Raw genomic sequence first — 24019 nt, forward strand, 5'->3', positions numbered from 1 at the left:
TATCTTTAGTATGGGTTTCTCAGTTTTTGTTGTAATATAAATGTTTCTAATTCTTGTCTTTGTTGTTGCCTAAGTCTATCTATTACTAATGGCTCAAATTGTTGTTGCCTGAGTTGATTTTCGATACGAAATTGTTCGATTCGATGTTGTTGTTGTAGTCTAATTTCATCTTGTCGTTGTCTAAATCTTTGCCAGAGTTCTTGAGAAGTGGTTGGTTTCTTGATGTACTGTTGGTTTTGGACTATCTTCCGGTTAGTATCAGCCTGTACAGGAGAATAAATTCCTAAATTTGTTGTCAGAATTACAAATAGTAATCCTGCTTTGATTTTTACTAAATTATTCATAAAATTTTCTCAGCATTTTAGTAGAGCAGCAATGTTGCTCAATCAAAAATCTATATACCAGCCAAGATTATTAAGATTTTCGTTTTGACTTAGGTGGCGTTCTGTGTGTACCAAAGTATTTTTCACTACGATAACGCAGCCACACACGCAACACTTGGGGAATTTGCTCTTTTTCTTCTTTAGTCAGTTTGTTATAAAGAGCTAATGCTCGTTCACGCTCACCCCGACAAGCAGAGTTGTTGTGTGCATCCCAATAGCTCCGAGCTACTCGAATTCGCCGACAGACTTCTTTAATTAACGCTTCACTGATAAGTGGAGTTTCTTGGTTTGCCATGTGCAAATACTGGAATTTGATCAATCATTACTAATGACATCGTAGCGATTTTGACTGATATGGGCAAATTGCAACCTAACTTTTGATAACGGACGAACTCAGCATTATTTTAGGGATGAATTATCTCACGCACAGACGCGGAGAAGAAGAGTTTGAGAGATTGAATTTTTAATTTTCATTCTCATATTCAGTAATACCATAATTTTTTACCGATAAACTATAGATATCTATTTTAAGAGTTAAGTTTAGTTAAATAAGAAGCGATCGCAGTAAATAATTTGAGGATTGACGCAGAGATAAACAGACTATTAGACTAGTCACCTAATATGTGGATTAGGCATTTAGTGGCTGTCTATTGTTGGCTGGTGTGTAATTATTTCTGCTATGGCTATCTTCAAATGTAGCGAATGCTAAAGATTCTTTTTCGGTAATCAATCTAGCGCTACGTCTACGGGTGAGGTAGTTCCATGCCCACTGAATCATTACTAACACTTTGCTGTCAAACTCAATTAAGAAGTAGATGTGAATTAATAGCCAGAATACCCATGCTGAGAAGCCTTTTAATTTGATCAAACCTATGTCTACAACGGCTGAATTTTTACCAATCATGGCTAGGTTGCCAAAATCAGTGTATTTAAATGGTCGCAGGGTTTTACCTTGCAAACGTTTTTGAATTAATGCTGCAACGTATTCGCCTTCTTGTTTAGCTACGGGTGCGACACCAGGGAGGGGTTGACCGTTTTGGTGGGAGAAGTTGGCTAAGTCTCCGACAACGAAAATATTTTTGTGTCCTTTAATGCTTAAGTCTGGTTCGACAATCACTCGTCCGCTGCGATCGCATTCTACCCCAGTTTTTTGGGTTAAGACTTTACCCATTGCTGAACCTTGCACGCCTGCTGCCCATAATACAGTTTTGGCGGCTATTTCTTTGAATTCATCACCTTGCTTGAGGGTAATGATATCGTTTTCAATGTTGGTGACTCTAGTTTTTGTCTGAACAATCACACCCAGTTGTGTTAAGGATTTTTCTGCTTCTTGGGATAATTCTGGCGAAATATGTGGGAGGATGCGATCGCCACCTTGTAATAGTAAAATTCTGGTTTCGGAGGTGTCGATGTTGCGGAAGTCTTCTTGCAAGGTTTTATATGCTAATTCGGCGATCGCACCTGCTAATTCTACACCTGTAGGGCCAGCACCCACAATTACAAAAGTCAGCAAAGCACGGCGTTTTTGCGGATCAGTTTCATGTTCTGCTGCTTCAAATGCCTTAAATATCCGCCGACGCATTTCGATTGCATCTTCAACGGTTTTCAAGCCAGGCGCAACTTCTCTCCAGTTATCTTTACCAAAGTAGGAATGCTTTGCACCTGTGGCGACAATTAATGTATCATAGGGAATTATTCTATCAGCCAAAATAACTTGTTGTGCTTCTGGATTAATATCATTTACTTCTCCTAGCACCACTTTGGTATTTTTGCTTTTGCTGAGGATTGAGCGCAATGGTGCGGAAATATCAGCAGGTGATAACGCTCCAGTTGCAACTTGATATAAAAGTGGCTGAAATAAATGAAAGTTTCGTTTATCGATGAGGGTAACATTGACATTCGCCTTAGCAAGTGCCTTTGCTGCATATAGTCCACCAAAGCCACCACCAATGATTACGACTTCATGTGGTTGATGATTCTCAAGTGAAGCTTGCATAATTAATATTTCCTTGTGTTAAGAGGTTTGTAACTATTCTTAACTAATTTGTAACAAATTCATGATATTTGTTACAGTCTATGTTGAACAATTGGAAAAATAATTAAATTCATTCAAGTTACGAATTTTGAGTTTTCTAGTACTATTTACCCAAATCCCATTTTGATTGCTAATCGTGAAAACCTGGTATTCTGAGCATCAGAGGAAATAAGGCGCTAAGTATAATTAATCAATTTGTGATGATTATGAGTGCTATAAAATTGTCTTTATTGATAATTCGCAACTAACTAAATACTTGAAAATAAAATGAGTCAAGACTCTCATAAATATTAAGAAAAAAATTGAATAATTTTATACTTCACACCAAGATTGATAACGAAGTGCTTATTTAGCATGAGGGTTGAATCGCACTATAGATAAAACTTGATAACCCTCACCTTGAAGCAGACATTGACCATCAGCATCCAAGGGACAAGCAGTTTCCACAAGATTTGGACGAGTCCCTTCTATATACTTGGTTGTAATTTCAACTTTTTGATTATGAAATGATTGCAATTTGGTATGAGAAACTTGAAGGGATGGACGCAAAATTAATCTATTGTGGTTTGATGTATCGCTAATCAAAAAGAATTCCTCGCCTTGATAAGCGCGAAGCGACATCACAGGCGGAATTTCTTCATAAATTAATTTTCCCCGGAAAGTCGATATTTGAGATTGATTCACAACTCTATTGAATTCCTGTCCTGGGTTATCTTTAGCCTGAATTTTTTGTGCGTCTACAATTCCAGTAAGTTGACCTAGCACTAAAATTAGTTGTAGTAAATCCATAGATGACTGTGTATTGATTGATATAAAATAATTAATTTTATTTCAGTCATCAGGCTGCTACTGTGATGAGACTCACAACGTACAAATAAGTATGGCTTTTATAGTACACACCCACGTAAAATCCAAGATAGTTATTTTTTTAACTCTAAGTGAACAATTACGAGTAATTTAGTATTGAACATAAATTAATCAACAGGCTAGTGTATGAGACTAAATTTTAGTCGCCGTCAATTTGTTTTTTATGGTTCAGCCACCTTTGCTACCAGCTTGTTACTTAAAGCTTGTAGCAGTAACCAAACCCAGACACCAACGGCGAGTAGTGGCACTCAAGGGTTTAAAATAGCGATCGCCCTCCCTGGAGTCATCAGCGATAAAGCCTGGAATCAGTCTGGTTACGAAGGCGTAAACCTAGCTAAACAAAAGCTGGGTGCAGAAGTCGCATATATAGAACAAGTCGCTCAAGCCGATCAAACAGAAGTATTAACAGATTTTGCCCGTAAAGGGTACAATTTAGTCTTTGCCCACGGTGGACAATTTGATGCAGCAGTAGAACAAGTTGCGACACAATTTCCTAATACATTTTTTGTCGGGGTGAATGGGAATGTGAAAGGTGAAAATATCGCTTCTTTACGCATAGATCACTTACAAGGTAGCTATTTGTGCGGGATTATTGCTGCTGATATGACCAAATCTAATAAATTAGCTTACATTGCTGGGCAAGAATTTCAAGCTACTCAAGAAGAATTACGCGGCTTTGAATTAGGTGCGAAATCAGTTAAACCAAATATTCAAATTGTTTCCACATTTACAGGCGATTGGAATGATGTTGCCAAGGCAAAAGAAGCAACCCTAGCCTTAATTTCCTCTGGTGCAGATGTGATTTATCAATGGTTAGATAGCGCCTCACCCGCAGTTTTGCAAACAGCCAGTGATAAAGGTGTTTATGCCTTTGGTAATACAAAAGACCAATTAGATGTTGCACCAAAGGCAGTATTAACCAGTGCGGTGAAAAGATTAGATTTAGCCATAGCTTACTTAGCAGAATTAAGTAAACAAAAACAATTAAAAGGGCAAGTATATGCCATCGGGTTAGAAAGACCAGATATATTAACTTTAGGAAACTTTAGCGCAGTTGTACCAGAACAAGTGAAAAATAACGTCCTGAAAGTAAAACAAGAAATTATCGATAAAAAACTGACATTTGAAAATTGCAAAGAAGCTGGTAAAGATACACGCTGTGTCAAGAAAGCATCAGCATAATTAGATAAACCTTCAATAATAACTCCGCGTAACTCTGCGTTTAAAACAGCCATGAATTAAATGCTTTATTTAGAAAATATAACTAAAAGCTTCGGCTCATTTATTGCCAACGATAACATTAGCTTGAGTGTTAACTCAGGGCAAATTCATGCAATTTTAGGTGAAAATGGTGCTGGTAAGACCACTTTAATGAAGATTATTAGTGGTTTATATCAACCCGATGCTGGACAAATTTACATACAAAATAAACCAGTCAAAATCAACTCACCTAATGACGCAACAAAATTAGGTATCGGCATGATTTACCAACATTTCATGCTAATACCCCAGTTGACTGTTACCGAAAATATTATCTTAGGTTTAGAAAATAGCTGGCGCTTAAATCTGCGACAAAAGCATCAAGAAATCACGACTTTATCTCAAGCTTATGGTTTAGAAATTGACCCCACAGCAAAAGTAGCAGATTTACCAGTGGGAACACAACAGCGTGTCGAAATTCTCAAAGTTCTTTACCGCCAAGCTAAACTTTTAATTCTCGATGAACCAACCGCAGTCCTCACACCACCAGAGGTTAAATCGTTAATTTTTATCTTACGTAAATTAGCCGCAGCGGGGAACACAATTATTTTTATCAGTCACAAGTTAGAAGAAGTAATAAACCTTTGTGATACAGTCACCATATTACGCAGAGGAAAAGTAATTGCAACAACAAATACTCAAGCAGCAACACCTCAGAAGTTAGCAGAATTAATGGTAGGACATGAAGTTGATTTACATATTAATAAATTACCAGCTTCACCAGGAAAAGTAATATTGAGGGTGAATAATTTACACATTACAGATGATAGAGGTATTAATGCTGTTTGTGATGTTTCCTTTCAACTACGTGCAGGGGAGATATTAGGAATTGCTGGTGTTGATGGCAATGGACAAAGAGAATTAGCCGATGCAATTACAGGTTTACGCAAGATTCGACAAGGTAAAATTGATTTAGAGGATTCTCAAACTATTGCTTATATCCCCGAAGATAGGCAAAAGATAGGTTTGATATTGCAATTTAGCATTGCCCAAAATTTAATTTTAAAAGCTTTTAAAAACTTGCCCTTTTGTCGTAATTATTTATTACAATCGGCAGCAATTAACAATCACGCCCAAGCTGCAATGCAAACATTCGATATCCGCGCAACAGGAGAAGATATCAAAGTCAGTCAACTTTCGGGTGGAAATCAACAAAAAGTAGTTTTAGCGCGAGAACTTGCGGGTGAACCTGATTTAATTATCGCTATGCAACCTACACGAGGGTTAGATGTAGGGGCGACAGCGATAGTACATTCGCAGTTGTTAGCAGAACGCGATCGCGGTGCGGCAATATTGTATATTTCTACTGAGTTAGAAGAAATCATGGCTATGAGCGATCGCATTGCCGTAATCTACAGAGGTGAGTTTGTCGCTATTTTGAATGCACACACAGCGACAGTCGAAGAGATTGGTTTATTAATGGCTGGGGGAAGCAATAGATAATCAAATGCCAAGCCTTTACATTATCTGTTGTTTGCCCTAATTCCCACTTAAACGTCGAAGCTGATCTCGAAAATAGCAGAAGCTTGGGGATTGATTATTTTCAATGTTCATAAGGGGAGATATCTTGTCAGCCCAAGTTGCTTTCTCTTTACCAATTGCCTGATAACCAAGCTTAGACAACTTTTGCGAACCACCAGGATATACTGCATCTGCTAACTTCTCCCATATACCACAAATATTATCATTAGTATATGAATTGAGGACAGCTTGTTTAGCACTGGGATAAGCTGCCTTCACTGCTGCTAAATCACCTAAATACCATGCTTCTCCTTCCTCAATAGCGATGCAAAATTGTGTCTTTGGTTTAGGATTACAAGAATTTACGAGTTCCAGTAGTTCTTTGCGAAAAGCACTCAGGCATCGCTCATCAAGATCGCAAATAACAATGAGGACAGCATGATAACTAGGGGGATAACTGGCAAATGTATTGCCGTAGCCTTGAATAAGTCTTGGAAGTTGGTCGAGCAAAATTCGTTTTTTGGGGTCAGAAGTAGATGTTAGATTTTTAGGAATATGCCCTATTCCTTTGTAAGCATGGATATTAAATGTGTTTTCTTCGGTGTTAATAATTTTTGGGACAAGAATATCAAGAGCAATTTTGCCAGAAATATCCTCAACGAGTATCTCAAAGTGCATATACTCACCTTGCATCTAAATAATCGCTGTACCAAAGTCCGCCAAGGGGTAAGCCTTCAGAAACAAGGTTATTGATCAGAGGATCTTCACTAGCTCGCCTAATTTTAGCAAACCCATCCTCGCCCTTTTCTAGAACCCAAACCTCTTCAGGTTCAAGAGCATCTACAAAATATGGTTGATGTGTTGTCACAAATACTTGCGATCCACCCTTATGACTTGTAGCGTGTTCTCGAAATTCTCGTGCTAGGGTTTCTAACAGTTTATGGTAAAGTCCATTTTCTGGTTCTTCGATGCACAAAAATGGTGGTGGTGAGGGATCTTCTAACAGAAGAAGATAAGCAAATACCTTAAGTGTGCCATCTGACATTTGTTGAGCATAAAATGGGTCTTGAAAACCCTTGTCGTTGAAACGTAAAAGGAGCCTTCCATCTGGACTTTTTTCAGTGCTAATTTTGTTTACACCTGGAATCTTGCTGGCTATCTTTTCTAGTATGGACTGAAATTTCTTGGGATGTTCTCTTTCCATAAACTGAACTACATTACCCAGATTATCCCCATGAATATTCAGATGTTTTTGTGGGCCAGCCAGAGGCAAACTTCGTGCAGCATCTGGAGTAAAATAGCTTAAATACCATCCTTCAATAAATCTACGAAACACTGAAATTCTAGGGTGCTGCTTGAGTGAACCTAAAGTGGCAATTCCCAGTTTTCGCTTATCATCAAGTTCAACTACTTCAGTTTCTTTACTTTCTTCTTCCGCTTCACCTCTCTGTATTTTTTCTATTAATTTTGACAAATCAAAATCACCTTCTTCTTCTTCAACTTGTTTACCTTCTTGTTCACCTTTCCATGCAATTCCTCTGCCTTCATTGAGGATTAGAAAAGAAAAAGGTTTTCCTCTATTTTGACCTTTTCTTCTTTGTCTGAGTCTCTCTCTCTTGACATAAGGTCTTCCAGATGAATCAATATCTATTGCTAACTCGTACGTAATTGGTCGGGCATTACGCTCTTCTTTATAATAAATATCAAACTCAATACTTCCCTCTTGTCCTTGGGAACGAATTCTTTCAAAGCCACCACGACCACGAGAATCACACGCTTCCTCTACTCCATTTTTCAAGCAGTCTGCAAGAAAGCCGAAAGTGTCGAAAATCGTACTTTTTCCTACACCATTTTTACCAATGACGGCTGTCATTGGCGTTAATGGTTTGGCATTCTGTGTGTTCCATAGCTTACCCAAGGTAACATCATGAAGAACTCTGTAATTTCTAACCCTAAAGCCTTCTACTTTAGACATTTAAGCCCTCTACTCAACTAAGAGTAATCCTATCAGTTCCTAAACTGAAAGTTTAAGGCTAAGGAAGTTAAAGAATTTCTAAATTGATATACAGCAGGAGAATAAAACTTCTACGGTATTGTTTTACCAAAAGCCGACTTACAGGGTGGCAATCATTGCATAATGATCACAAATAAATTTTTTACCCAACTACCAATCCTATCACCGCTCATAGCGATCGCCTCCGCCCTCATCGTTGGTGCTATACTTATCATCTTTGCAGGCGCAAACCCTATCACCGCCTACACAGCTTTATTTCAAGAATCACTCTCAAATTACTTTGGTTTTGGTAACACCCTCACCAAAATGACCCCCTTGTTATTCACCAGTTTAGGTGTCTTAGTTGCATTAAAGGCTGGTCAATTTAATATCGGCGGCGAAGGACAAATTTATCTTGGTGCGTTGGGAAGTGCTTTAATTGGGCTATATATGCAAGGCTTACCTGCAATTATTCACATTCCCTTGGCTTTGTTCGCCGGATTTATTTTTGGTGCGGTTTGGGGATGGATACCGGGTTATCTCAAAGCAGTGCGGGGAGTGAATGAAGTTATTACAACTTTGCTGCTGAATTATATTGCGGTGAATTTGGTTAGCTATTTGGTACAAAATCCTTTAAAAGCGCCAGCTGCACCTAGTCCTTATTCACCTTTAATTGCAAAGTCTGCCCAGTTACCGATTATTTTACCGGGGAGTCTTGCCCATACGGGAATTATCTTGGCGTTAATGGCTGCGATAATATTATGGGTTTTGTTAGGGCGATCGCCTCTAGGATACCAAATCACCGCCGTAGGATTAAACCCCATTGCTGCTCGTTATGCTGGTATGTCAGTTGAACGCACCATTATGTTAGTCATGGCGTTAGCTGGAGGTTTAGCTGGGTTAGCAGGTGCAAGTGAAGTGATGGGGTTAAAATATCGCTTATTTGAACAAGTTTCTCCTGGTTATGGTTTTGATGCCATCGCGATCGCTTTACTCAGTCGCGGTAATATTGGCGGTGTAATCCTAACTTCATTATTTTTCGCCGCCTTGCGTAGTGGTGCAAATGTGATGCAACGTAGCGCCGGAGTTCCAGTTACCGTAGTTTATGCTATTCAAGGTTTGACTGTGTTATTCGTTGCTATCAGTCTCGCCTTTGAAAAACAGATAAGAATTAAAACGCCGAGTGACGCAGAGACTTAACGCACAGTCTCGCAGAAACTTCTCCGTGTTCCTCTGCGTTTACCTTAGCGATACTCCGCGTTAAAAAATCCGATGAATAACCTCAACTTCTTCTCTGATTATCTCGTCGCCAGTTTACACCTCGCTGTCCCCCTAGCTTTCGCATCCTTGGGCGGATTATATTCTGAAAGATCGGGAGTATTAAATATTGCCCTAGAAGGAATGCTACTCACAGGTGCTTTTACCAGTGCAGTGGCTACCTTTTACAGCGGGAATGTTTGGGTTGGTATGGTTGCGGCGCTGATAGCTGGGGGTTTGGTGGGTTTACTCCACGCTTTTTTATGTGTAACTTTAAGAGTTGACCAGTTAGTGTCAGGGTTAGCAATTAATTTGGTAGCTGCTGGGTTAACTGCGTTTTTCGCGCGGTTGGTGTTTAGTGGTGCTAACACCCAAAGATTACCAGGAATTGAGCCTTTGATTATTCCAGGTTTAGCAAATATCCCGGTGTTGGGAGTGCTGTTATTTCAGCAAGATATTCTTGTCTATTTACTGTTATTTTTAATTGCCGTTAGTGTATATGTTTTATTTCGTACCAGCTTTGGTTTAACTTTGCGGGCGGTGGGGGAATATCCCCAAGCGGCGGTGACGGCTGGGATATCCGTTGCAATGGTGCGTTACTGTGCAGTGGTGGTGAGTGGTTGTTTGGCGAGTTTAGGGGGTGCGTATTTAGCCTTGGTACAAATTCGCTTTTTCAGTGAAGGAATGAGTGCAGGTAGAGGATTTATTGCGATCGCTGCTTTAATTTTTGGTAGATGGCATCCTATAGGTAGTGCTTTGGCTTGTTTATTGTTTGGGGCGACAGAAGCTTTACAGTTGCGTATTCAGGCTTTGGGCGCTAACATTCCTTACCAATTCCTAGTTATGTTACCTTATGCGATCGCTTTGTTCGCATTACTCGGATTAGCTGGTAAAGCTTCTCCCCCAAAGGCTTTAGGCGTTAATTATTTTCCCGAAAATAGCGGACTAGATTAAATTCTATAATAGTTTTTAGAAAAATTTATACTTGCTACGGTTGCACATAACCCTTACGAAAATGTACACTTTTAATCATGATGTTTGCTTGATAGTGCCATTAGCTTGTCATTGTCTACCCTTAACTTCAGCATAGACAATCAACCTAGTGAGTCATACACGAGCTAGTTCATTTCCAGCCGCACATAGCCGCGTGAAAATAACCTCGTAAACCATCAAATATTTACTAGAGAGTGTGACCTTACTTTTAGTAAGGTCATTCTTGAATTGAAAATTCAAAATTTGGGTAGGTAGTCTTTAATTTAAAGGTGACTTGTTGTTTATGAACGGAAAGCCACTGATATTAGTTGTAGAAGAAAATATACACAATTTAGAACTGCTAAATTATCACCTCAAAGCATTAAATTATTCTTGCATTTGTGCCAAGCAAGGCATCAAAGCTTTGATAGTTGCACAAACACATCAACCTGATTTAATTATCTTAGATATGATGATTTCTGATATTAGCGGCGGTCAAGTGATTGATTACCTCAAGCGAGAGAAAAAAACTGCCAAAATTCCCGTCATTGCAGCTATCCCTTGGTATCTAGAACAAAATTCCGAACGCTTATTTTTAACAGGTACTGATGGCTATCTCACAAAACCCTACGACTTGAAGAAATTAGAGGTGCTATTATCTCGCCCTCTCACTCAGTTAAATGCTTCCAGTTTGCTTTAGGAATAGATTCAGGATTCCGCACTTCTGGTAACTGTTGTAAAACTACAATTATCCCAGTCCTTCCTGTAGCTAAATTTGTATTTGTCATCAAGTCAAGTATTGGCTTGCCAATGATTTCTTCAATCAAATTTTGCAGATGTGGTTTAATAATTTTGTCTAAAAATAAGCGTACTTGTTCTGCTAAATTCCCATAGCCACCAGATATCAGTGTTACCTCAACAGGAGAAGCCGATTTTTCTAAAGAAATCACCAATTCTGTATCAAAAAAATGACATACAACTTGGCTTGGACGCTGCCCTAGCTGTTCATAATATAAAGCACTGATACGCTGTGCAATTTCTCTCTCAAGTTGTCCAATAGTTGGGTATGACATTATTTTCGTCAGTATTTATTATCTAGATGTTGAGTTAACTGAGTATGGGTTCAATAAAATTATGATTGATTCACATAATATCTATTCATATTATATATATCATCCTATGTAAACCATCAATGTGAAATTAAATTATATTTTTTTGGTATTTAATTTTGCTAAAATATTGACCCATTTTAAATAATAAAAAAGTTGTAGTGCAATCATAACCTTAGCGATTATCACTTAAAAACAAGCCATATCAAGTGAAATATTGATTGTAGAGATAATAAACATTTCTGCTAAACCAGTTAATTTTGTCTTCAAAATCTGCACAACATTTGATAAAATGAGGCAGTCCATTAAATATTTTTGGGTTAAAAAAATCTAGGTCTTATAAACTTCTGAGAAAACTTGTTACTTATAGAAATAATTTGTTTAGTTAGTAGACCAACAATAATAAATCAACGGATAGATTGCTCTCTGTCGCAAGATAGATTTAGAGAGCATCCAAAAATGGATAGGATCTACTTATTTTGTCCCGAATAAGCGATCGCCTGCATCTCCTAAACCGGGAATAATATAACCGTGTTCATCCAAATACTCATCAATAGCAGCAGTATAAATCGGCACATTAGGGTGAACGGCACAGAAATGTTGGAGACCTTCTGGTGCTGCGAGTAAGCAAACAAACCTCATTGATAAAGGGTTAGTAGATTTCAACCTTTCCACAGCCGCAACAGCAGAATTTCCTGTAGCTAACATTGGGTCAACAATAATCATGTCCCGCTGCTCAACATCGTGGGGAACTTTGAAATAATATTCAATTGGAATTAATGTTTTTGGGTCACGGTATAAACCAATATGACCAACCCGTGCTGATGGCATTAATTCTAACATACCATCTAAAATTCCCTGCCCTGCACGCATGATAGACACTAACACCAGCTTTTTATCCGGTGCAAGCACGGGTGCATTCATTGGGGCGAGGGGTGTTTTAATCTCTTCGTATTTCAGCGGTAAATTGCGCGTTACTTCATAACCTAACAACAGACTAATTTCTTTGAGGAGATTGCGAAATTTCGTCGTGCTAGTTTCAGCCTTCCGCATCAAAGTTAGTTTATGTTGAATTAAGGGATGGTCAATAACTGTTACTTGATTTTGCATTTTGGTTATTAGTCAATGGTCAATAGTCAATGGTCAATGGTCAATAGTTAATGGTCAATAGTAATTAGTTATTCTTTGCTGTTACTCTACTCCTACTGACTCTGGACAATTGACAATGGACTATTGACTAAAATACTGTCCCATCGCTGTCAATTTGGATAGGGGGTTGACCACCTTTTCTTAGTTCTGCGGCAATTTTTCGCCCGGCTGTCCAGGTTCCGCCTTGGAGGATTTTTACCAAAGGGAGTTTTGCAACATTCATTCCTAACTTTTCGCGGACTGTTGCTGCAATTTCATCTAACAAAATCACACTTAAAGCCCGCCATTCAATGATTAATTCTGAACCTACAGAGTGAGATGAATGCAAAATATTTGGATCTTTCAGCTTAATTAATTCTAAATCGAGACATAAACCACCATTACGATATTCGGGTAATCCAGTTAGAGCATCTAAATCAGTAATAATTAAACCCATTGCTTGTAATGGTTCTAACAAAGAATATGTTAACCATTGCGAAAGTTTGTGAAAGGGAATTAACCCATCATCAGTTATAGCTGAATGTTGCCAGACATCACCAAGATTAACACCAGAAATTGTTAACCTTCCCGGCCAAATGTCACTCAGCCCTTCTAACACTGCACTTAATAACGTTGTTGCTGCTAACTGTTCATTTTGAGATTTACTCACAAGATAATTAACTAAATTGCCTGGGCGTGGGTTTTCTTCGCCGAACAAATGCGGGAAAGCAATTACCACTCGCCCCAATCTCTGTAATAATTGCGATCGCCCACTCATTCCCACTAATGGATTTTCTGCGCTTACCTGAAACCCTTGTGCTAATTCCGCCTCAGTTAACCTCAGCAACTTCAACCCATCAACTTGCGGCAAACCTGAAAGCGAAAACGCCCCTTGACAAAACATCTCAAAACTTGCAATAGCCAACCCCTCAGAACGCCCCAAACTCAAGCCAGTTGACTGTTCGTGATAACGCCAACTCTCCCCCGCCCCTGCATCTAACAACACACTCACAATTGCCAAATCAAATTTAGCAATGGCTTGTTGTAAAGGCGTTAGTCCCGCTAACAAATTATCTAACGTTGCCAAACGCGGTACACCTTGTGCTTCAAAATGTCGCCACCGACTGTGAAAGGGAATATCTAAATCTGGATACTCACCCCGCATCACCTCAATTACATAATCTGCCACTCTTTCCAACTGCGACAAATCACAAGTAAAGTAACGCGACTTCCCCTCATTCACCAGCGCAAAAATTTGCCCACACCTTTCTCTTATCGCCCTAGGCGAACGAAGATACTCAATTTCTCTCTGCGAACTCTGTGTCTCTGTGGTTAGTTTGTCCACCCTTTTCCTCACTTCCATAAAGTAGGGATGAAAGATGAAAAGTTTCATCCTTCACCCTTCAGACTTCATACTTCCAAAGAACGCCCCTTCACCTCTGCCAAACCATCTGTATCCAACACATCCCCTGTAGTGTAATAACCCGCAGCCTTCTTCGCTTCAATTTCCACCCGTGCATCTTGAGGAATCAAATCTTCTGGTATTGCAATGCGTTCGACAATTTCAATACCTGATTGAGTAATGGCGTTGTACTTCATATTACTCATCGACACCATCCGGTCAATGCGCGTAATGCCCAGCCAATGTAACACATCGGGCATTAATTCCTGAAAACGCATATCTTGGACACCCGCGACGCATTCTGTCCGGGCAAAATACGCATCAGCGCGATCGCCTCCTTCCTGACGCTTCCGGGCGTTGTATACTAAGAACTTCGTCACTTCTCCCAAAGCCCGGCCTTCTTTGCGACAGTAGACAATAATTCCCACACCGCCTTCTTGGGCAGTTTGGACACATACCTCAATGCCGTGGACTAAATAAGGGCGACAGGTACAAATATCTGAACCAAAAACATCAGAACCATTACACTCATCGTGTACCCGCACAGCCACAGGTTTATTAGGGTCGGTAATTGCGGTGATATCGCCCAAAATATATACAGTTAAACCCCCAATTGGGGGTAAAAATACTTCTAAATCAGAACGTGTCACTAGTTCGGGGAACATCCCCCCAGTTTGTTCAAACAAGGCGCGGCGTAAATCTCCTTCGGTAATGCCAAAGCGTTTAGCAACTCCTGGTAAATACCACACTGGTTCAATGGCTGCTTTCGTCACCACCAAATCACCGCCAGGTTTCATAATTTGCCCATCTACCTGCAAGCGCCCTTTCGCCACCGCCTCTTGCAGTTCTGGCATATTGATATGCGCCTTAGTGATAGCAATTGTCGGGCGGATATCGTAACCCTGTTGTAAATAAGTAGAAAAAACCTCTGGTGCGATCGCGCCAAAGGGGTCAAGTGAGACAATTTTATCAGGATCACCCCAACTAGGATGGGGGCCAATATGCTCAATGGGCGAAGTATTCGTTAAATCAGCGCGGTGGTCTGTTTGCAAAGCGCCACTCGCTACTGCTAAAGCGCGATAAATTGCATAACCGCCCGAATGAGTCCCAATCACGTTGCGATGAACTTGCTTAGTCAACGTTGCAATTACCGGGCCGCGTTCTAGTGGTTCACTTACGCCCCAGTTAATTGCAATTGGCTTGGGGCCGAAATTACTGGGATGGGAAGTTAAAACAATATGCCGGGACACACTATTTGGCTTTGGCATAGTCATACAATTTTATATTTTGGATTCTGGTTTTTGGATTGACCCCATAGAGAAAGATGGGGTTGGAGAATTTTAGAAGTTAATAGATCCGAGTTAAAAGATTGAGGATTTTCGATTGATTCAACAGATAACCCGGAGGGCTTTTACCATCAAGGAACTATTAGTCATAGGTTTATGTAATTTTTTTATGAATTATTAGTCACTAAGTAGTTGTCAACTATCTATAGTAAGTTGTTTGTTTTTAATGTGTGCTTGTTTAATGACTAATTGTTTACAACTCCATTATGTAGAGTTTCGTATTTGTCAGTATTGGTTAATACAATTACTAACATAAAATTCGCTATTTATTCATACTAGTGTGGAATAAATTTAAAGATGACATTAAATGTCACTGAGAAGATAATTTTGTGCGAAAGTTATTAATAAGGTAAAAACACTAATCTCAAAATCTCTCAAATTCATGGATTCTTTATCTATTAATTCCTTACTTGAAGATTTGAAGAACCCTAATGCTTCTGTCCGGGAAAAAGCAACTAAGAAACTATGGCGGATATGGTTTCAGCAAAAGGGAATTCATGGTCTGGAAAAAATCGACCAAAGTCAAAAATTACTGGATGCTGGTAAAACCACTGAATCTGAGTCACTGTTAACCCAACTGATTCAAGAACAGCCTGATTTTGCCGAAGCTTGGAATCGTCGAGCTTTTCTGTATTACAGTGTCGGTAAATATAAAGAATCTCTGGCAGACTGTCAGATGGTTATCCAAATTAATCCAGTGCATTTTGGTGCATTACATGGTATGGGCTTATGTTATGCCGCCATTGGTCAGTATCTTGATGCCATTAAAGCCTTTAAACGTGCTTTAACAATCCAACCCTATTCTTTAGTAAATCAAAAATTAATTTTAGAATGTACACTCAGACTCAGTTAAAACATCTGTCTGATTACATTCTTTTGTTCTATGAATCCGTTACCACCCTCAACAACAGTGATTCATCGCCTTAGTCGCCGCCAGTTGATTCAGTATGGTTCCATTTGTATGGGTAGCAGCTTGCTTGCTGCCTGCACCAACAATAACCAACCCACCAACTCTAGTTCACAGTTAGATAAAATTAGCTTTGGGACAAACTGGTATGCACAAGCAGAACATGGCGGATTTTATCAAGCGATCGCCACAGGTATTTATCAAAAGCACGGTCTAGATGTCACCATTAAAATGGGCGGCCCACAAGTACCTAGCGGCACTCAGTTGTTAGTAGGGGGTGCAGTTGATTTCTTTATGGGATATGGCATCGATGCCATTAACGCCATTGCCCAACAAATCCCCAAAATTACCGTCGCGGCCATCTTTCAAAAAGACCCGCAATGTCTGATATCCCATCCCAACACAGCAACCAAAACCCTTGCCGACCTCAAAGGCAAACCAATTTACATCTCAGCAGCAGCAAACGTCACATATTGGCCAGTTCTGAAAGTTAAGTATGGTTTTACCGACGACCAAAAACGCCCCTATAACTTTAATCCCGCCCCCTTTCTGGCAGATAAAACCTCAGCACAGCAAGGTTACATCACCTCAGAACCCTACGCCATTGAAAAACAAGGCGGGTTTAAACCCACAGTCTTTTTACTAGCAGATTATGGTTACACTACCTACGCCACAACTATTGAAACCAAAAAAGAACTAGTAGAAAAAAATCCCGATTTAGTCCAGCGATTTGTTGACGCTTCTATTAAAGGTTGGTACAGCTACCTCGAAAATCCCCAACCAGGAAACCAACTCATCAAAAAAGAAAACCCCGAAATGACCGATGACCAATTAGCTTACGGCATTCAAAAACTCCAAGAATATGGGATTATTACTTCTGGTACTGCTGCACAACAAGGTATTGGTGCAATGAGTGAAGAACGCTGGAAAGCACTTTACGATAGCATGGTAACGGCTGGGGTTTATCAGCCCAATATTAACTATCAAGACGCTTTTACCTTGCAATTCGTCAATAAAGGCATAGACTATTACAAGTCTGCATGAGTAACCATCCAGCGATTACACTCCATCAAATTAGCAAGGTCTACGCTAATGGCACTGTTGCCCTGCAAGACCTTAATTTAGTAATTCCCGAAGCACAATTTATCAGCTTGGTAGGTGCTTCTGGATGCGGTAAAAGTACAGTGCTGCGATTAATAGCCGGATTAGGTAAAGTTAGTTCCGGGAACATCAATTGGGGCATACCACAAGCAGCGCGAAAATTAGCCTTTGTCTTTCAAGATGCCGCCCTGATGCCCTGGGCAACGGTGAGAGAAAACATCCGCCTACCGCTAAAATTGGCGAGAGTGCCGAAGCAAGATGCTCAAAATTTAGTCCAGCAAGCCTTAGCATTAGTCGGACTGACCAATTTTGCCGATAGCTATCCCCGACAGTTATCTGGGGGGATGAAAATGCGTGTTTCCATAGCTAGGGCGTTAGTAACTCAGCCAAACATTCTATTAATGGATGAACCCTTCGGGGCTTTAGATGAAATTACCCGCAGCAAACTGAACAGTGATTTACTAGATTTGTGGCAAAAGTATCACTGGACTGTGGTATTTGTGACCCATAATATCTACGAGGCGGTGTATTTATCGAATCGCGTGTTAGTTATGGGGATAAATCCTGGGCGGGTGGTAGCGGATATCGCAATTGATGTACCTTATCCCCGTGATGAAGAGTTTCGGACATCAGTACTATATAACGAATATTGCCGCAAGGTTGCCCGTTGTTTAGCCGAAACTATGAATTAACCGCAGATGGACGCTGATGAATATTTTTGATAGGAAGACACAAAGTAAGTTGATTTCTGCTGAGGTTTTAGCACCTGTTGTAGTGGGTGTGGTGGCTTTGCTGCTTTGGGATATTTTAGTAAGGGTAACTAATTTACCGCCTTATATTTTGCCTGGCCCTTTGTTGGTATTTCAAACGTTAATTACCGACTGGAACGAGTTATTTTCTTCGTTATTAATTACGTTACAAATTACAGTGGTGGCTTTTATTGCTGCTGTAGTTTCTGGCTTATTAATTGCAATTTTGTTTACTCAAAGTAAGTGGATAGAAAAAAGTTTATTTCCATACACTGTTATTTTACAGACAACGCCGATAGTAGCGATCGCACCACTCATCATCCTCTGGTTCAAAAATAACACCTTCGCCGCCTTAGTAGTCTGTGCCTGGATAGTCGCCTTTTTCCCCATTGTCTCTAACACCACCCTCGGACTCAACAGCGTTGACCGCAACTTACTCAACCTCTTTCAACTTTACAAAGCCTCACGCTGGCAAACCCTCTGGTATCTCCGCCTACCTAGTGCCATGCCTTATTTTTTAGGTGGGTTAAAAATTAGCGGTGGTTTAGCCTTAATTGGTGCTGTCGTCGCGGAATTTGTCGCCGGGACAGGTGGGACAAAAGCAGGCATTGCCTACCGTATCCTAATTTCTAGCTACAACCTCCAAATTCCCCGGATGTTTGCGGCTTTATTCCTCACCACTGGCTTGGGTGTATTAATATTTGTCAGCCTCAGTTACCTATCAGACTTTATATTAAGTAAATGGCATGAAAGCGCCGTGAAATATGAAAATTAACTTTCATCTTTATATATGTTGCTACGATGTCCCACTTCCACCACACTTATCAATAAAACATCATCAAAAATCTCATATATAATGCGATAGTCTCCTACTCTAATTCGATATAAATTTTCTTCACCTTTTAACTTTTTAACTCCATAAGGACGAGGTTCCACTGCTAATTCATCTATTTTGATTTGGATGCGGTATTGCACTTCTGGAGACAGTTTTCTCAAGTTCTTTCTCGCAGCCTTGGTAAATTTAACTTCGTAAATCACGCTACGTCCTTATTTCTTTCGTTAGCGATTTCTTGTTTAATATCCTCCCAAGCAATCAGACTATTATTTTCGGCATCACTTTTAGCAGCATGATAGGCTTTTAAATCATTTTCTTCTTCTTCTTCTTCAATTTTTTGCAGTAGTGCATAAATCTCATCTAGCGTACTATCATAAGCTTGATATAAAAGTACATTGATTGCTTTGATTAACTGTTCGCGTTCTTGTTCTGTTTTCATTTTTATACCGCTTTCAAAGTTTATTTCTTCATTGATGCTAACTTAATTTTATTGCCAGCTACCGAATAGACCTTATATTAAGTAAATGATATAAAAACTAAATTATAAAACGCAAAGGTGCGCTGAGAATCAACCCCTCCGCGTTAACCTTCGCGCCACTCTGCGTTAAAAAAAGACTATGGCAACTACCAATTTAGAAACTCTCATTGCTGCTTTTACAGGCATCGAAACTATTACAGATTCCCACCAAGTAGCCAAACTATCCCAGGACTACCACACCTTTAGCCCTGTCCTTGTACCCAAGTTAGCAGGCAAAGTCGGGGATATCGTCGTGCGTCCTGCCAATGAAGCGGAAGTGATAAAAGTAGCGGCTACCTGTGCAAAGTTACGTGTACCCGTAACTGTACGTGGTGCGGGAACTGGAAATTATGGGCAATGTGTACCAATGCACGGTGGCGTGATTTTAGATATTACCAAGATGCAGGAAATTCTCTGGGTAAAACCAGGAGTGGCGAGGGTACAAGCTGGAGTGAAATTAGCCACCTTAGATAAAAAAGCAAAGGGAAGTGGCTGGGAAATGCGAATGGCACCCTCAACCTACCGCACAGCCACTATTGGGGGGTTTATCGCTGGTGGGAGTGGTGGTATTGGTTCGATACAGTATGGGTTACTAGGCGATCGCGGTAATCTTTTGGCATTGCGCGTGGTAACTTTAGAAGATGAACCCCGTGTAATTGAATTGCGTGGTGACGATGTGCAGAAAGTTAACCACGCTTGGGGAATTAACGGCATTATTACTGAAGTTGAAATTCCTTTAGGTAGTGCTTATCCCTGGGCGGAAGTTATTGTCACCTTTGACAACTTTATGACAGCCGCTAAGTTTGGTCAGTCATTAGGTAACGCTGATGGGATGATCAAAAAAATCATCTCTATTTTTGCCTCACCTATCCCACAATATTTTAGCGCCCTACAACAATACATTCCTGATGGTACTCATGCAGCCTTATTAATGATTGCAGAACCCAGTTTAGAACTATTGCCGGGTTTGGTACAGCAATACGGCGGTCAAATTACTTATCAAAAACCAGCCCAAGAAGCAGGTAAAGGCTTAAATTTAGCTGAATTTACCTGGAACCATACCACCTTACACGCCCGCAGTGTTGATACTTCCATTACCTACTTGCAATCTATCTTCCCTGCCGACAAAGGTTTAGAGCTAGTAGAAGAATTGTATGATTATTTCGGTGAGGAAGTAATGATGCACTTAGAATTTATTCGCGTTAATGGCCGGGTAGTACCTGCGGCTTTACAACTTGTGCGTTATACCACCGAAGCCCGCCTGAATGAGATTATTCACTACCACGAAGCGAAAGGTGTGTTTATCGCTAATCCTCATACCTATATTATTGAAGATGGCGGTAGAAAAGTTATCGACCCTGAACAGTTGAAATTTAAAGAAATGGTTGACCCTTATGGGTTAATGAATCCTGGTAAGAGTAAAGTGCTGGAATTCAAGGTAATCAAAAATTAATATTTTTAACGCAAAGGTGCGCGGAGGTTTACGCAAAGGTACGCAGAGGTTTTGCTCTAAAATAGTTAAGCACAGCTTCATCCGCATTTATCTGCGGTTAATTATTTCTGTTTGTACCTCACTCAAAGAATGCGAAAATAAAATAATGAAAGGTATTGCGACTGATATTGCATCTATTGTTGGCGAAGAAAATACTGTTCTTTGGGAAAATCTAGAAGCCAGTCAACAAAAACCTATTCAACAGGCGACAACTTCGGTAAATCCCCCTAATTGTATTGTCTATCCTCGCACTCAAGCACAATTATCTCAAGTTATGGCCACTGCTTATCAAAATAAGTGGCACGTTCTGCCTTGTGGAAGTGGTAGTAAACTTAACTGGGGTGGTTTAGCTAAAGGCATTGATATTGTAGTCAGTACAGAACACATTAACCAACTCATTGAACACGCTGTTGGTGATTTGACTGTCACCGTGGAAGCTGGGATGAAATTTGCCCAAATCCAAGGAATTTTGACAAAATCACGCCAATTTATCGCCCTTGACCCCACAGCACCAGATGAGGCAACTATCGGTGGTATTGTGGCTACTGGTGATACAGGTTCTCTGCGACAACGTTATGGTAGTGTCCGTGACCAGTTGTTAGGTATTACTTTTATCCGTGCTGATGGACAAATTGCTAAAGCTGGTGGACGAGTTGTCAAAAATGTTGCCGGTTACGACTTAATGAAGTTATTTACTGGGTCTTACGGCACATTAGGAATTATCAGTCAAGTAACTTTTCGTGTCTATCCGATGCAAGAAGTATCAGGAAGTGTGGTGCTGACTGGTGCAGCCAAAGCTATATCTCAAGCGGCTTCTACATTGCGAGGTTCAGCGTTAACGCCAACCCAAGCTGATTTGCTATCCACACAACTTGTATCTAACTTAGGGTTAGGTCAAGGATTAGGATTAATTGCTCGTTTTCAAAGTATTAGTGAAAGTGTCAAAGAACAATCAAACCGACTTTTAGAGGTAGGCACGCAGTTAGGTTTAAATGGGGCAATATACACCGATGCCGATGATACTAATCTATGGCAGAGATTGCAAAATCAAATTAATTATCCTCACACAGATGCAGCAATTACTTGCAAAATAGGAATATTACCAAGTGCGGCTGTGGAAATATTAAATCAAGTGAAAATCGGGTTAATTCATATCAGTAGCGGCTTGGGTTGGCTACAATTAGAGGAGCAGAATCAAGTTTTGGAATTGCGCGATCGCACTCAAAATCATCAAGGTTTCTTATCTATTTTAACTGCACCTGTCACAGTCAAACAAAATATTGATATTTGGGGCAACATAGGGAATGCTTTGCCCTTAATGCGTGGCATTAAAGCACAGTTTGATAGCCAACATATTTTAAGTCCGGGTCGATTTGTAGGTGGAATTTAACTCATTACCACCAAGAAAGTTCCGGTGAAGCTTATCTCATAGCCCAGCATGAAAGAGTGACTAGTATCTTTACTCAGCACTTCAACTCAGCTACTCATGAGAAAATCTCACAACCAAATATGAAAGAGAGACTCTAATTTTTACTCAGCACTTAGCACTCAGCACTTTCAACTCAGAGGGGAAATATGCAGGTTTCAGAAAATTCTATTAACAATACAGCTAGTATCAAAAATTTACCAGGCTTTGATGCTAATCATCCGCCTGACCCCAAGTTAATTGATACTTGTGTACATTGTGGATTTTGTCTTTCAACTTGTCCTAGTTATCGGGTAATTGGTAAAGAGATGGATTCTCCTAGAGGACGAATCTATCTGATGGATGCAATTAATGAAGGTGATATTGCTCTAAATACAGCCACAGTTGAACATTTTGATAGTTGTTTAGGGTGTCTTGCTTGTGTGTCAACTTGTCCTTCTGGCGTACAATATGACAAATTAATTTCCGCCACTCGCCACCAAGTTGAACGTAATTATTCCCGCAGTTTACCAGATAAACTTATCCGCCAACTGATATTTGCTTTGTTTCCCAACCCAGATATTTTACGCATTTTACTTGTACCGTTATTTGTTTATCAAAAGTTGGGATTTTCTAAATTATTACAAGCAACTGGCATTCTCAAAAGTATCTCGCCAAGGTTGGCAGCAATGGAATCAATTCTGCCACAAATTACTGCCAAATCTTTTCAAGATAATTTACCAGATGTTATTCCCGCCAAAGGCACAAAACGCTATCGAGTTGGGATGATTTTAGGATGTGTGCAACGGCTGTTTTTCTCACCTGTGAATGAGGCGACAGTCCGAGTATTAACAGCTAATGGTTGTGAAGTCGTGATTCCTAAATCTCAAGGTTGTTGTGCTGCACTTCCTGAACACCAAGGACAAACAGAACAAGCCAAAGCTTTAGCAAGGCAAATGATTGATAGTTTCGCTGATACTGATGTAGATTTCGTCATTATCAATGCTGCTGGTTGTGGACATACTTTAAAAGAATACGGTCATATTTTAGTGGATGATCCAGAATATCGAGAAAAGGCAGAGAATTTTGCCGCTAAAGTCAAAGACGCGCAAGAATTTTTAGCAACTGTTGGCTTAACAGCTAAACTATCACCAATCACAGATAAACCTTTAACTTTGGTTTATCAAGATGCTTGTCATTTATTACATGGGCAAAAAATTAGTTTGCAACCGCGTCAATTATTACATCAAATTCCTGGCGTGACTTTACGAGAACCTTTAGACGCAGCTTTGTGTTGTGGTAGTGCTGGGGTTTATAACCTATTGCAACCAGAAGTTGCTGAGGAATTAGGTAAACAAAAAGTTCAGAATTTATTAAATACTGGTGCTAATTTAATTGCTTCTCCGAATCCTGGTTGTGCTTTACAAATTACCAAACATTTAGAATTGCAGGGGAAAAATATTGCTGTGATGCACCCAATGGAGTTGTTAGATTATGCAATTCAAGGTGTGAAATTAAGCCTTGGCGACTAGAAGTCGCGGTTACACAGACAAAACCCACCTAGCCTACGGCTTCTGCGAAGCAGAACATGGGTTCAAAACCTTTGATGTTTGATTAGTCCGCGTGGTGCGCCACGCACGATAGGCGGACTTTGTTTGTGTAGTAGTGAATTATATTTTCCCAGAACTTTTAACTATATATCTAAGTATACGCAGTTCATGATGGCTGCTGATTTGGGAATCATAAGCGAGACAACCTTTGTTGAAGCTAAAAGCCTTCAGCTATTCGTCTGGAGACCAT

The 24019-nt window shown here is 40.0% G+C and carries 24 protein-coding genes; 12 read left to right on the forward strand and 12 right to left on the reverse strand.

Annotation, left to right across the window (positions count from 1 at the left end):
• Positions 1-5: 5 nt before the first annotated feature.
• The 4 genes from AC504W_RS20970 to AC504W_RS20985 form a co-directional block, all read right to left on the reverse strand.
• Positions 6-344 (reverse strand): hypothetical protein, encoded by a 339-nt coding sequence (locus AC504W_RS20970; RefSeq protein ID WP_494874150.1) that lies wholly within the window; start codon positions 342-344, stop codon positions 6-8.
• A gap of 70 nt (positions 345-414) precedes the next feature.
• On the reverse strand, positions 415-678 hold the full coding sequence (locus AC504W_RS20975) for a Precorrin-3B methylase (RefSeq protein ID WP_494874151.1): 264 nt from the start codon (positions 676-678) through the stop codon (positions 415-417).
• Positions 679-1011: 333 nt separating this feature from the next.
• On the reverse strand, positions 1012-2379 hold the full coding sequence (locus AC504W_RS20980; RefSeq protein ID WP_494874152.1) for an NAD(P)/FAD-dependent oxidoreductase: 1368 nt from the start codon (positions 2377-2379) through the stop codon (positions 1012-1014).
• A 384-nt stretch (positions 2380-2763) separates the two neighbouring features.
• On the reverse strand, positions 2764-3207 hold the full coding sequence (locus AC504W_RS20985; RefSeq protein ID WP_494874153.1) for a hypothetical protein: 444 nt from the start codon (positions 3205-3207) through the stop codon (positions 2764-2766).
• Between the two features lie 204 nt (positions 3208-3411).
• Here AC504W_RS20985 and AC504W_RS20990 point away from each other — a divergent pair, with 204 nt between their 5' ends.
• Together AC504W_RS20990 and AC504W_RS20995 are read left to right on the forward strand one after the other, a co-directional pair.
• Complete coding sequence (locus AC504W_RS20990) at positions 3412-4467, forward strand: BMP family protein (protein ID WP_494874154.1); 1056 nt, start codon at positions 3412-3414, stop codon at positions 4465-4467.
• Positions 4468-4527: 60 nt separating this feature from the next.
• Entirely contained in the window at positions 4528-5988 is a 1461-nt protein-coding gene (locus tag AC504W_RS20995; protein WP_494874155.1) for an ABC transporter ATP-binding protein, read from the forward strand.
• Between the two features lie 36 nt (positions 5989-6024).
• On the opposite strand, the gene AC504W_RS21000 is transcribed toward AC504W_RS20995, so the two are convergent.
• Entirely contained in the window at positions 6025-6684 is a 660-nt protein-coding gene (locus AC504W_RS21000; protein WP_494874156.1) for a hypothetical protein, read from the reverse strand.
• A 4-nt stretch (positions 6685-6688) separates the two neighbouring features.
• Positions 6689-7981 (reverse strand): AAA family ATPase, encoded by a 1293-nt coding sequence (locus AC504W_RS21005; protein ID WP_494874157.1) that lies wholly within the window; start codon positions 7979-7981, stop codon positions 6689-6691.
• Positions 7982-8143: 162 nt separating this feature from the next.
• Between AC504W_RS21005 and AC504W_RS21010 the strand changes: the two genes are divergently transcribed.
• The 3 genes from AC504W_RS21010 (at position 8144) to AC504W_RS21020 (ending at position 10928) form a co-directional block, all read left to right on the forward strand.
• Positions 8144-9199: an ABC transporter permease gene (locus AC504W_RS21010; protein ID WP_494874158.1), complete on the forward strand. Its 1056-nt coding sequence runs from the start codon at positions 8144-8146 to the stop codon at positions 9197-9199.
• Between the two features lie 72 nt (positions 9200-9271).
• Positions 9272-10210, forward strand: a complete 939-nt coding sequence (locus AC504W_RS21015) for an ABC transporter permease (RefSeq protein ID WP_494874159.1) — start codon at positions 9272-9274, stop codon at positions 10208-10210.
• Between the two features lie 322 nt (positions 10211-10532).
• A complete protein-coding gene (locus AC504W_RS21020) occupies positions 10533-10928 on the forward strand; it encodes a response regulator (protein WP_494874160.1) in 396 nt (131 codons plus the stop codon).
• Here the strand turns inward: AC504W_RS21020 and AC504W_RS21025 are convergent.
• The 4 genes from AC504W_RS21025 to AC504W_RS21040 form a co-directional block, all read right to left on the reverse strand.
• A complete protein-coding gene (locus AC504W_RS21025) occupies positions 10897-11301 on the reverse strand; it encodes a Na-translocating system protein MpsC family protein (RefSeq protein ID WP_494874161.1) in 405 nt (134 codons plus the stop codon). The two genes, AC504W_RS21020 and AC504W_RS21025, sit on opposite strands and share 32 nt — an antisense overlap.
• Positions 11302-11811: 510 nt before the next feature.
• Positions 11812-12447 (reverse strand): uracil phosphoribosyltransferase, encoded by a 636-nt coding sequence (upp, locus tag AC504W_RS21030; RefSeq protein WP_494874162.1) that lies wholly within the window; start codon positions 12445-12447, stop codon positions 11812-11814.
• 127 nt (positions 12448-12574) lie between these two features.
• Positions 12575-13810: a URC4/urg3 family protein gene (locus tag AC504W_RS21035; RefSeq protein WP_494874163.1), complete on the reverse strand. Its 1236-nt coding sequence runs from the start codon at positions 13808-13810 to the stop codon at positions 12575-12577.
• Positions 13811-13875: 65 nt separating this feature from the next.
• A complete protein-coding gene (locus tag AC504W_RS21040) occupies positions 13876-15135 on the reverse strand; it encodes a GTP cyclohydrolase II (protein WP_494878714.1) in 1260 nt (419 codons plus the stop codon).
• 460 nt (positions 15136-15595) lie between these two features.
• On the opposite strand from AC504W_RS21040, the gene AC504W_RS21045 reads away from it, so the two are divergent.
• Genes AC504W_RS21045 through AC504W_RS21060 form a run of 4 tightly spaced genes read left to right on the forward strand, consistent with a single transcriptional unit; the run spans position 15596 to position 18745 of the window.
• Complete coding sequence (locus AC504W_RS21045; protein ID WP_015115012.1) at positions 15596-16066, forward strand: tetratricopeptide repeat protein; 471 nt, start codon at positions 15596-15598, stop codon at positions 16064-16066.
• Positions 16067-16096: 30 nt separating this feature from the next.
• The gene (locus AC504W_RS21050; protein WP_494874164.1) at positions 16097-17164 is read left to right on the forward strand and encodes an ABC transporter substrate-binding protein; all 1068 of its coding nucleotides are present in this window, start codon (positions 16097-16099) and stop codon (positions 17162-17164) included.
• Positions 17161-17913: an ABC transporter ATP-binding protein gene (locus AC504W_RS21055; protein WP_494874165.1), complete on the forward strand. Its 753-nt coding sequence runs from the start codon at positions 17161-17163 to the stop codon at positions 17911-17913. The genes AC504W_RS21050 and AC504W_RS21055 overlap by 4 nt, the downstream gene beginning before the upstream one ends.
• A gap of 16 nt (positions 17914-17929) precedes the next feature.
• Complete coding sequence (locus tag AC504W_RS21060; RefSeq protein ID WP_494874166.1) at positions 17930-18745, forward strand: ABC transporter permease; 816 nt, start codon at positions 17930-17932, stop codon at positions 18743-18745.
• Here the strand turns inward: AC504W_RS21060 and AC504W_RS21065 are convergent.
• Positions 18742-19008 carry a type II toxin-antitoxin system RelE family toxin gene (locus tag AC504W_RS21065; RefSeq protein WP_494874167.1) on the reverse strand — a complete coding sequence of 89 codons (267 nt, stop codon included), beginning with the start codon at positions 19006-19008 and terminating at the stop codon, positions 18742-18744. The two genes, AC504W_RS21060 and AC504W_RS21065, sit on opposite strands and share 4 nt — an antisense overlap.
• Positions 19005-19244 (reverse strand): hypothetical protein, encoded by a 240-nt coding sequence (locus AC504W_RS21070; RefSeq protein WP_494874168.1) that lies wholly within the window; start codon positions 19242-19244, stop codon positions 19005-19007. The genes AC504W_RS21065 and AC504W_RS21070 overlap by 4 nt, the downstream gene beginning before the upstream one ends.
• 178 nt (positions 19245-19422) lie before the next feature.
• On the opposite strand from AC504W_RS21070, the gene AC504W_RS21075 reads away from it, so the two are divergent.
• From AC504W_RS21075 to AC504W_RS21085, 3 genes are all read left to right on the forward strand, one after another.
• On the forward strand, positions 19423-20775 hold the full coding sequence (locus AC504W_RS21075; protein ID WP_494874170.1) for an FAD-binding oxidoreductase: 1353 nt from the start codon (positions 19423-19425) through the stop codon (positions 20773-20775).
• A gap of 145 nt (positions 20776-20920) precedes the next feature.
• Positions 20921-22204 carry an FAD-binding oxidoreductase gene (locus AC504W_RS21080; protein ID WP_494874171.1) on the forward strand — a complete coding sequence of 428 codons (1284 nt, stop codon included), beginning with the start codon at positions 20921-20923 and terminating at the stop codon, positions 22202-22204.
• Positions 22205-22389: 185 nt separating this feature from the next.
• Positions 22390-23751, forward strand: a complete 1362-nt coding sequence (locus AC504W_RS21085; RefSeq protein ID WP_494874172.1) for a (Fe-S)-binding protein — start codon at positions 22390-22392, stop codon at positions 23749-23751.
• Positions 23752-24019: the final 268 nt, after the last annotated feature.

The organism is Nostoc sp. C96 (assembly GCF_059384975.1).

Coding starts and splice junctions, on each gene's coding strand:
- AC504W_RS21015 (WP_494874159.1), top strand. CDS start 9,272: ATGAATAACCTCAACTTCTTCTCTGATTATCTCGTCGCCAGTTTACAC.
- AC504W_RS21020 (WP_494874160.1), top strand. CDS start 10,533: ATGAACGGAAAGCCACTGATATTAGTTGTAGAAGAAAATATACACAAT.
- AC504W_RS21075 (WP_494874170.1), top strand. CDS start 19,423: ATGGCAACTACCAATTTAGAAACTCTCATTGCTGCTTTTACAGGCATC.
- AC504W_RS21000 (WP_494874156.1), bottom strand. CDS start 6,684: ATGCACTTTGAGATACTCGTTGAGGATATTTCTGGCAAAATTGCTCTT.
- AC504W_RS20980 (WP_494874152.1), bottom strand. CDS start 2,379: ATGCAAGCTTCACTTGAGAATCATCAACCACATGAAGTCGTAATCATT.
- AC504W_RS21045 (WP_015115012.1), top strand. CDS start 15,596: ATGGATTCTTTATCTATTAATTCCTTACTTGAAGATTTGAAGAACCCT.
- AC504W_RS21060 (WP_494874166.1), top strand. CDS start 17,930: ATGAATATTTTTGATAGGAAGACACAAAGTAAGTTGATTTCTGCTGAG.
- AC504W_RS21055 (WP_494874165.1), top strand. CDS start 17,161: ATGAGTAACCATCCAGCGATTACACTCCATCAAATTAGCAAGGTCTAC.
- AC504W_RS21085 (WP_494874172.1), top strand. CDS start 22,390: ATGCAGGTTTCAGAAAATTCTATTAACAATACAGCTAGTATCAAAAAT.
- AC504W_RS20975 (WP_494874151.1), bottom strand. CDS start 678: ATGGCAAACCAAGAAACTCCACTTATCAGTGAAGCGTTAATTAAAGAA.
- AC504W_RS21070 (WP_494874168.1), bottom strand. CDS start 19,244: ATGAAAACAGAACAAGAACGCGAACAGTTAATCAAAGCAATCAATGTA.
- AC504W_RS20985 (WP_494874153.1), bottom strand. CDS start 3,207: ATGGATTTACTACAACTAATTTTAGTGCTAGGTCAACTTACTGGAATT.
- AC504W_RS21040 (WP_494878714.1), bottom strand. CDS start 15,135: ATGCCAAAGCCAAATAGTGTGTCCCGGCATATTGTTTTAACTTCCCAT.
- upp (WP_494874162.1), bottom strand. CDS start 12,447: ATGCAAAATCAAGTAACAGTTATTGACCATCCCTTAATTCAACATAAA.
- AC504W_RS21010 (WP_494874158.1), top strand. CDS start 8,144: ATGATCACAAATAAATTTTTTACCCAACTACCAATCCTATCACCGCTC.
- AC504W_RS21025 (WP_494874161.1), bottom strand. CDS start 11,301: ATGTCATACCCAACTATTGGACAACTTGAGAGAGAAATTGCACAGCGT.
- AC504W_RS20995 (WP_494874155.1), top strand. CDS start 4,528: ATGCTTTATTTAGAAAATATAACTAAAAGCTTCGGCTCATTTATTGCC.
- AC504W_RS20990 (WP_494874154.1), top strand. CDS start 3,412: ATGAGACTAAATTTTAGTCGCCGTCAATTTGTTTTTTATGGTTCAGCC.
- AC504W_RS21005 (WP_494874157.1), bottom strand. CDS start 7,981: ATGTCTAAAGTAGAAGGCTTTAGGGTTAGAAATTACAGAGTTCTTCAT.
- AC504W_RS20970 (WP_494874150.1), bottom strand. CDS start 344: ATGAATAATTTAGTAAAAATCAAAGCAGGATTACTATTTGTAATTCTG.
- AC504W_RS21050 (WP_494874164.1), top strand. CDS start 16,097: ATGAATCCGTTACCACCCTCAACAACAGTGATTCATCGCCTTAGTCGC.
- AC504W_RS21080 (WP_494874171.1), top strand. CDS start 20,921: ATGAAAGGTATTGCGACTGATATTGCATCTATTGTTGGCGAAGAAAAT.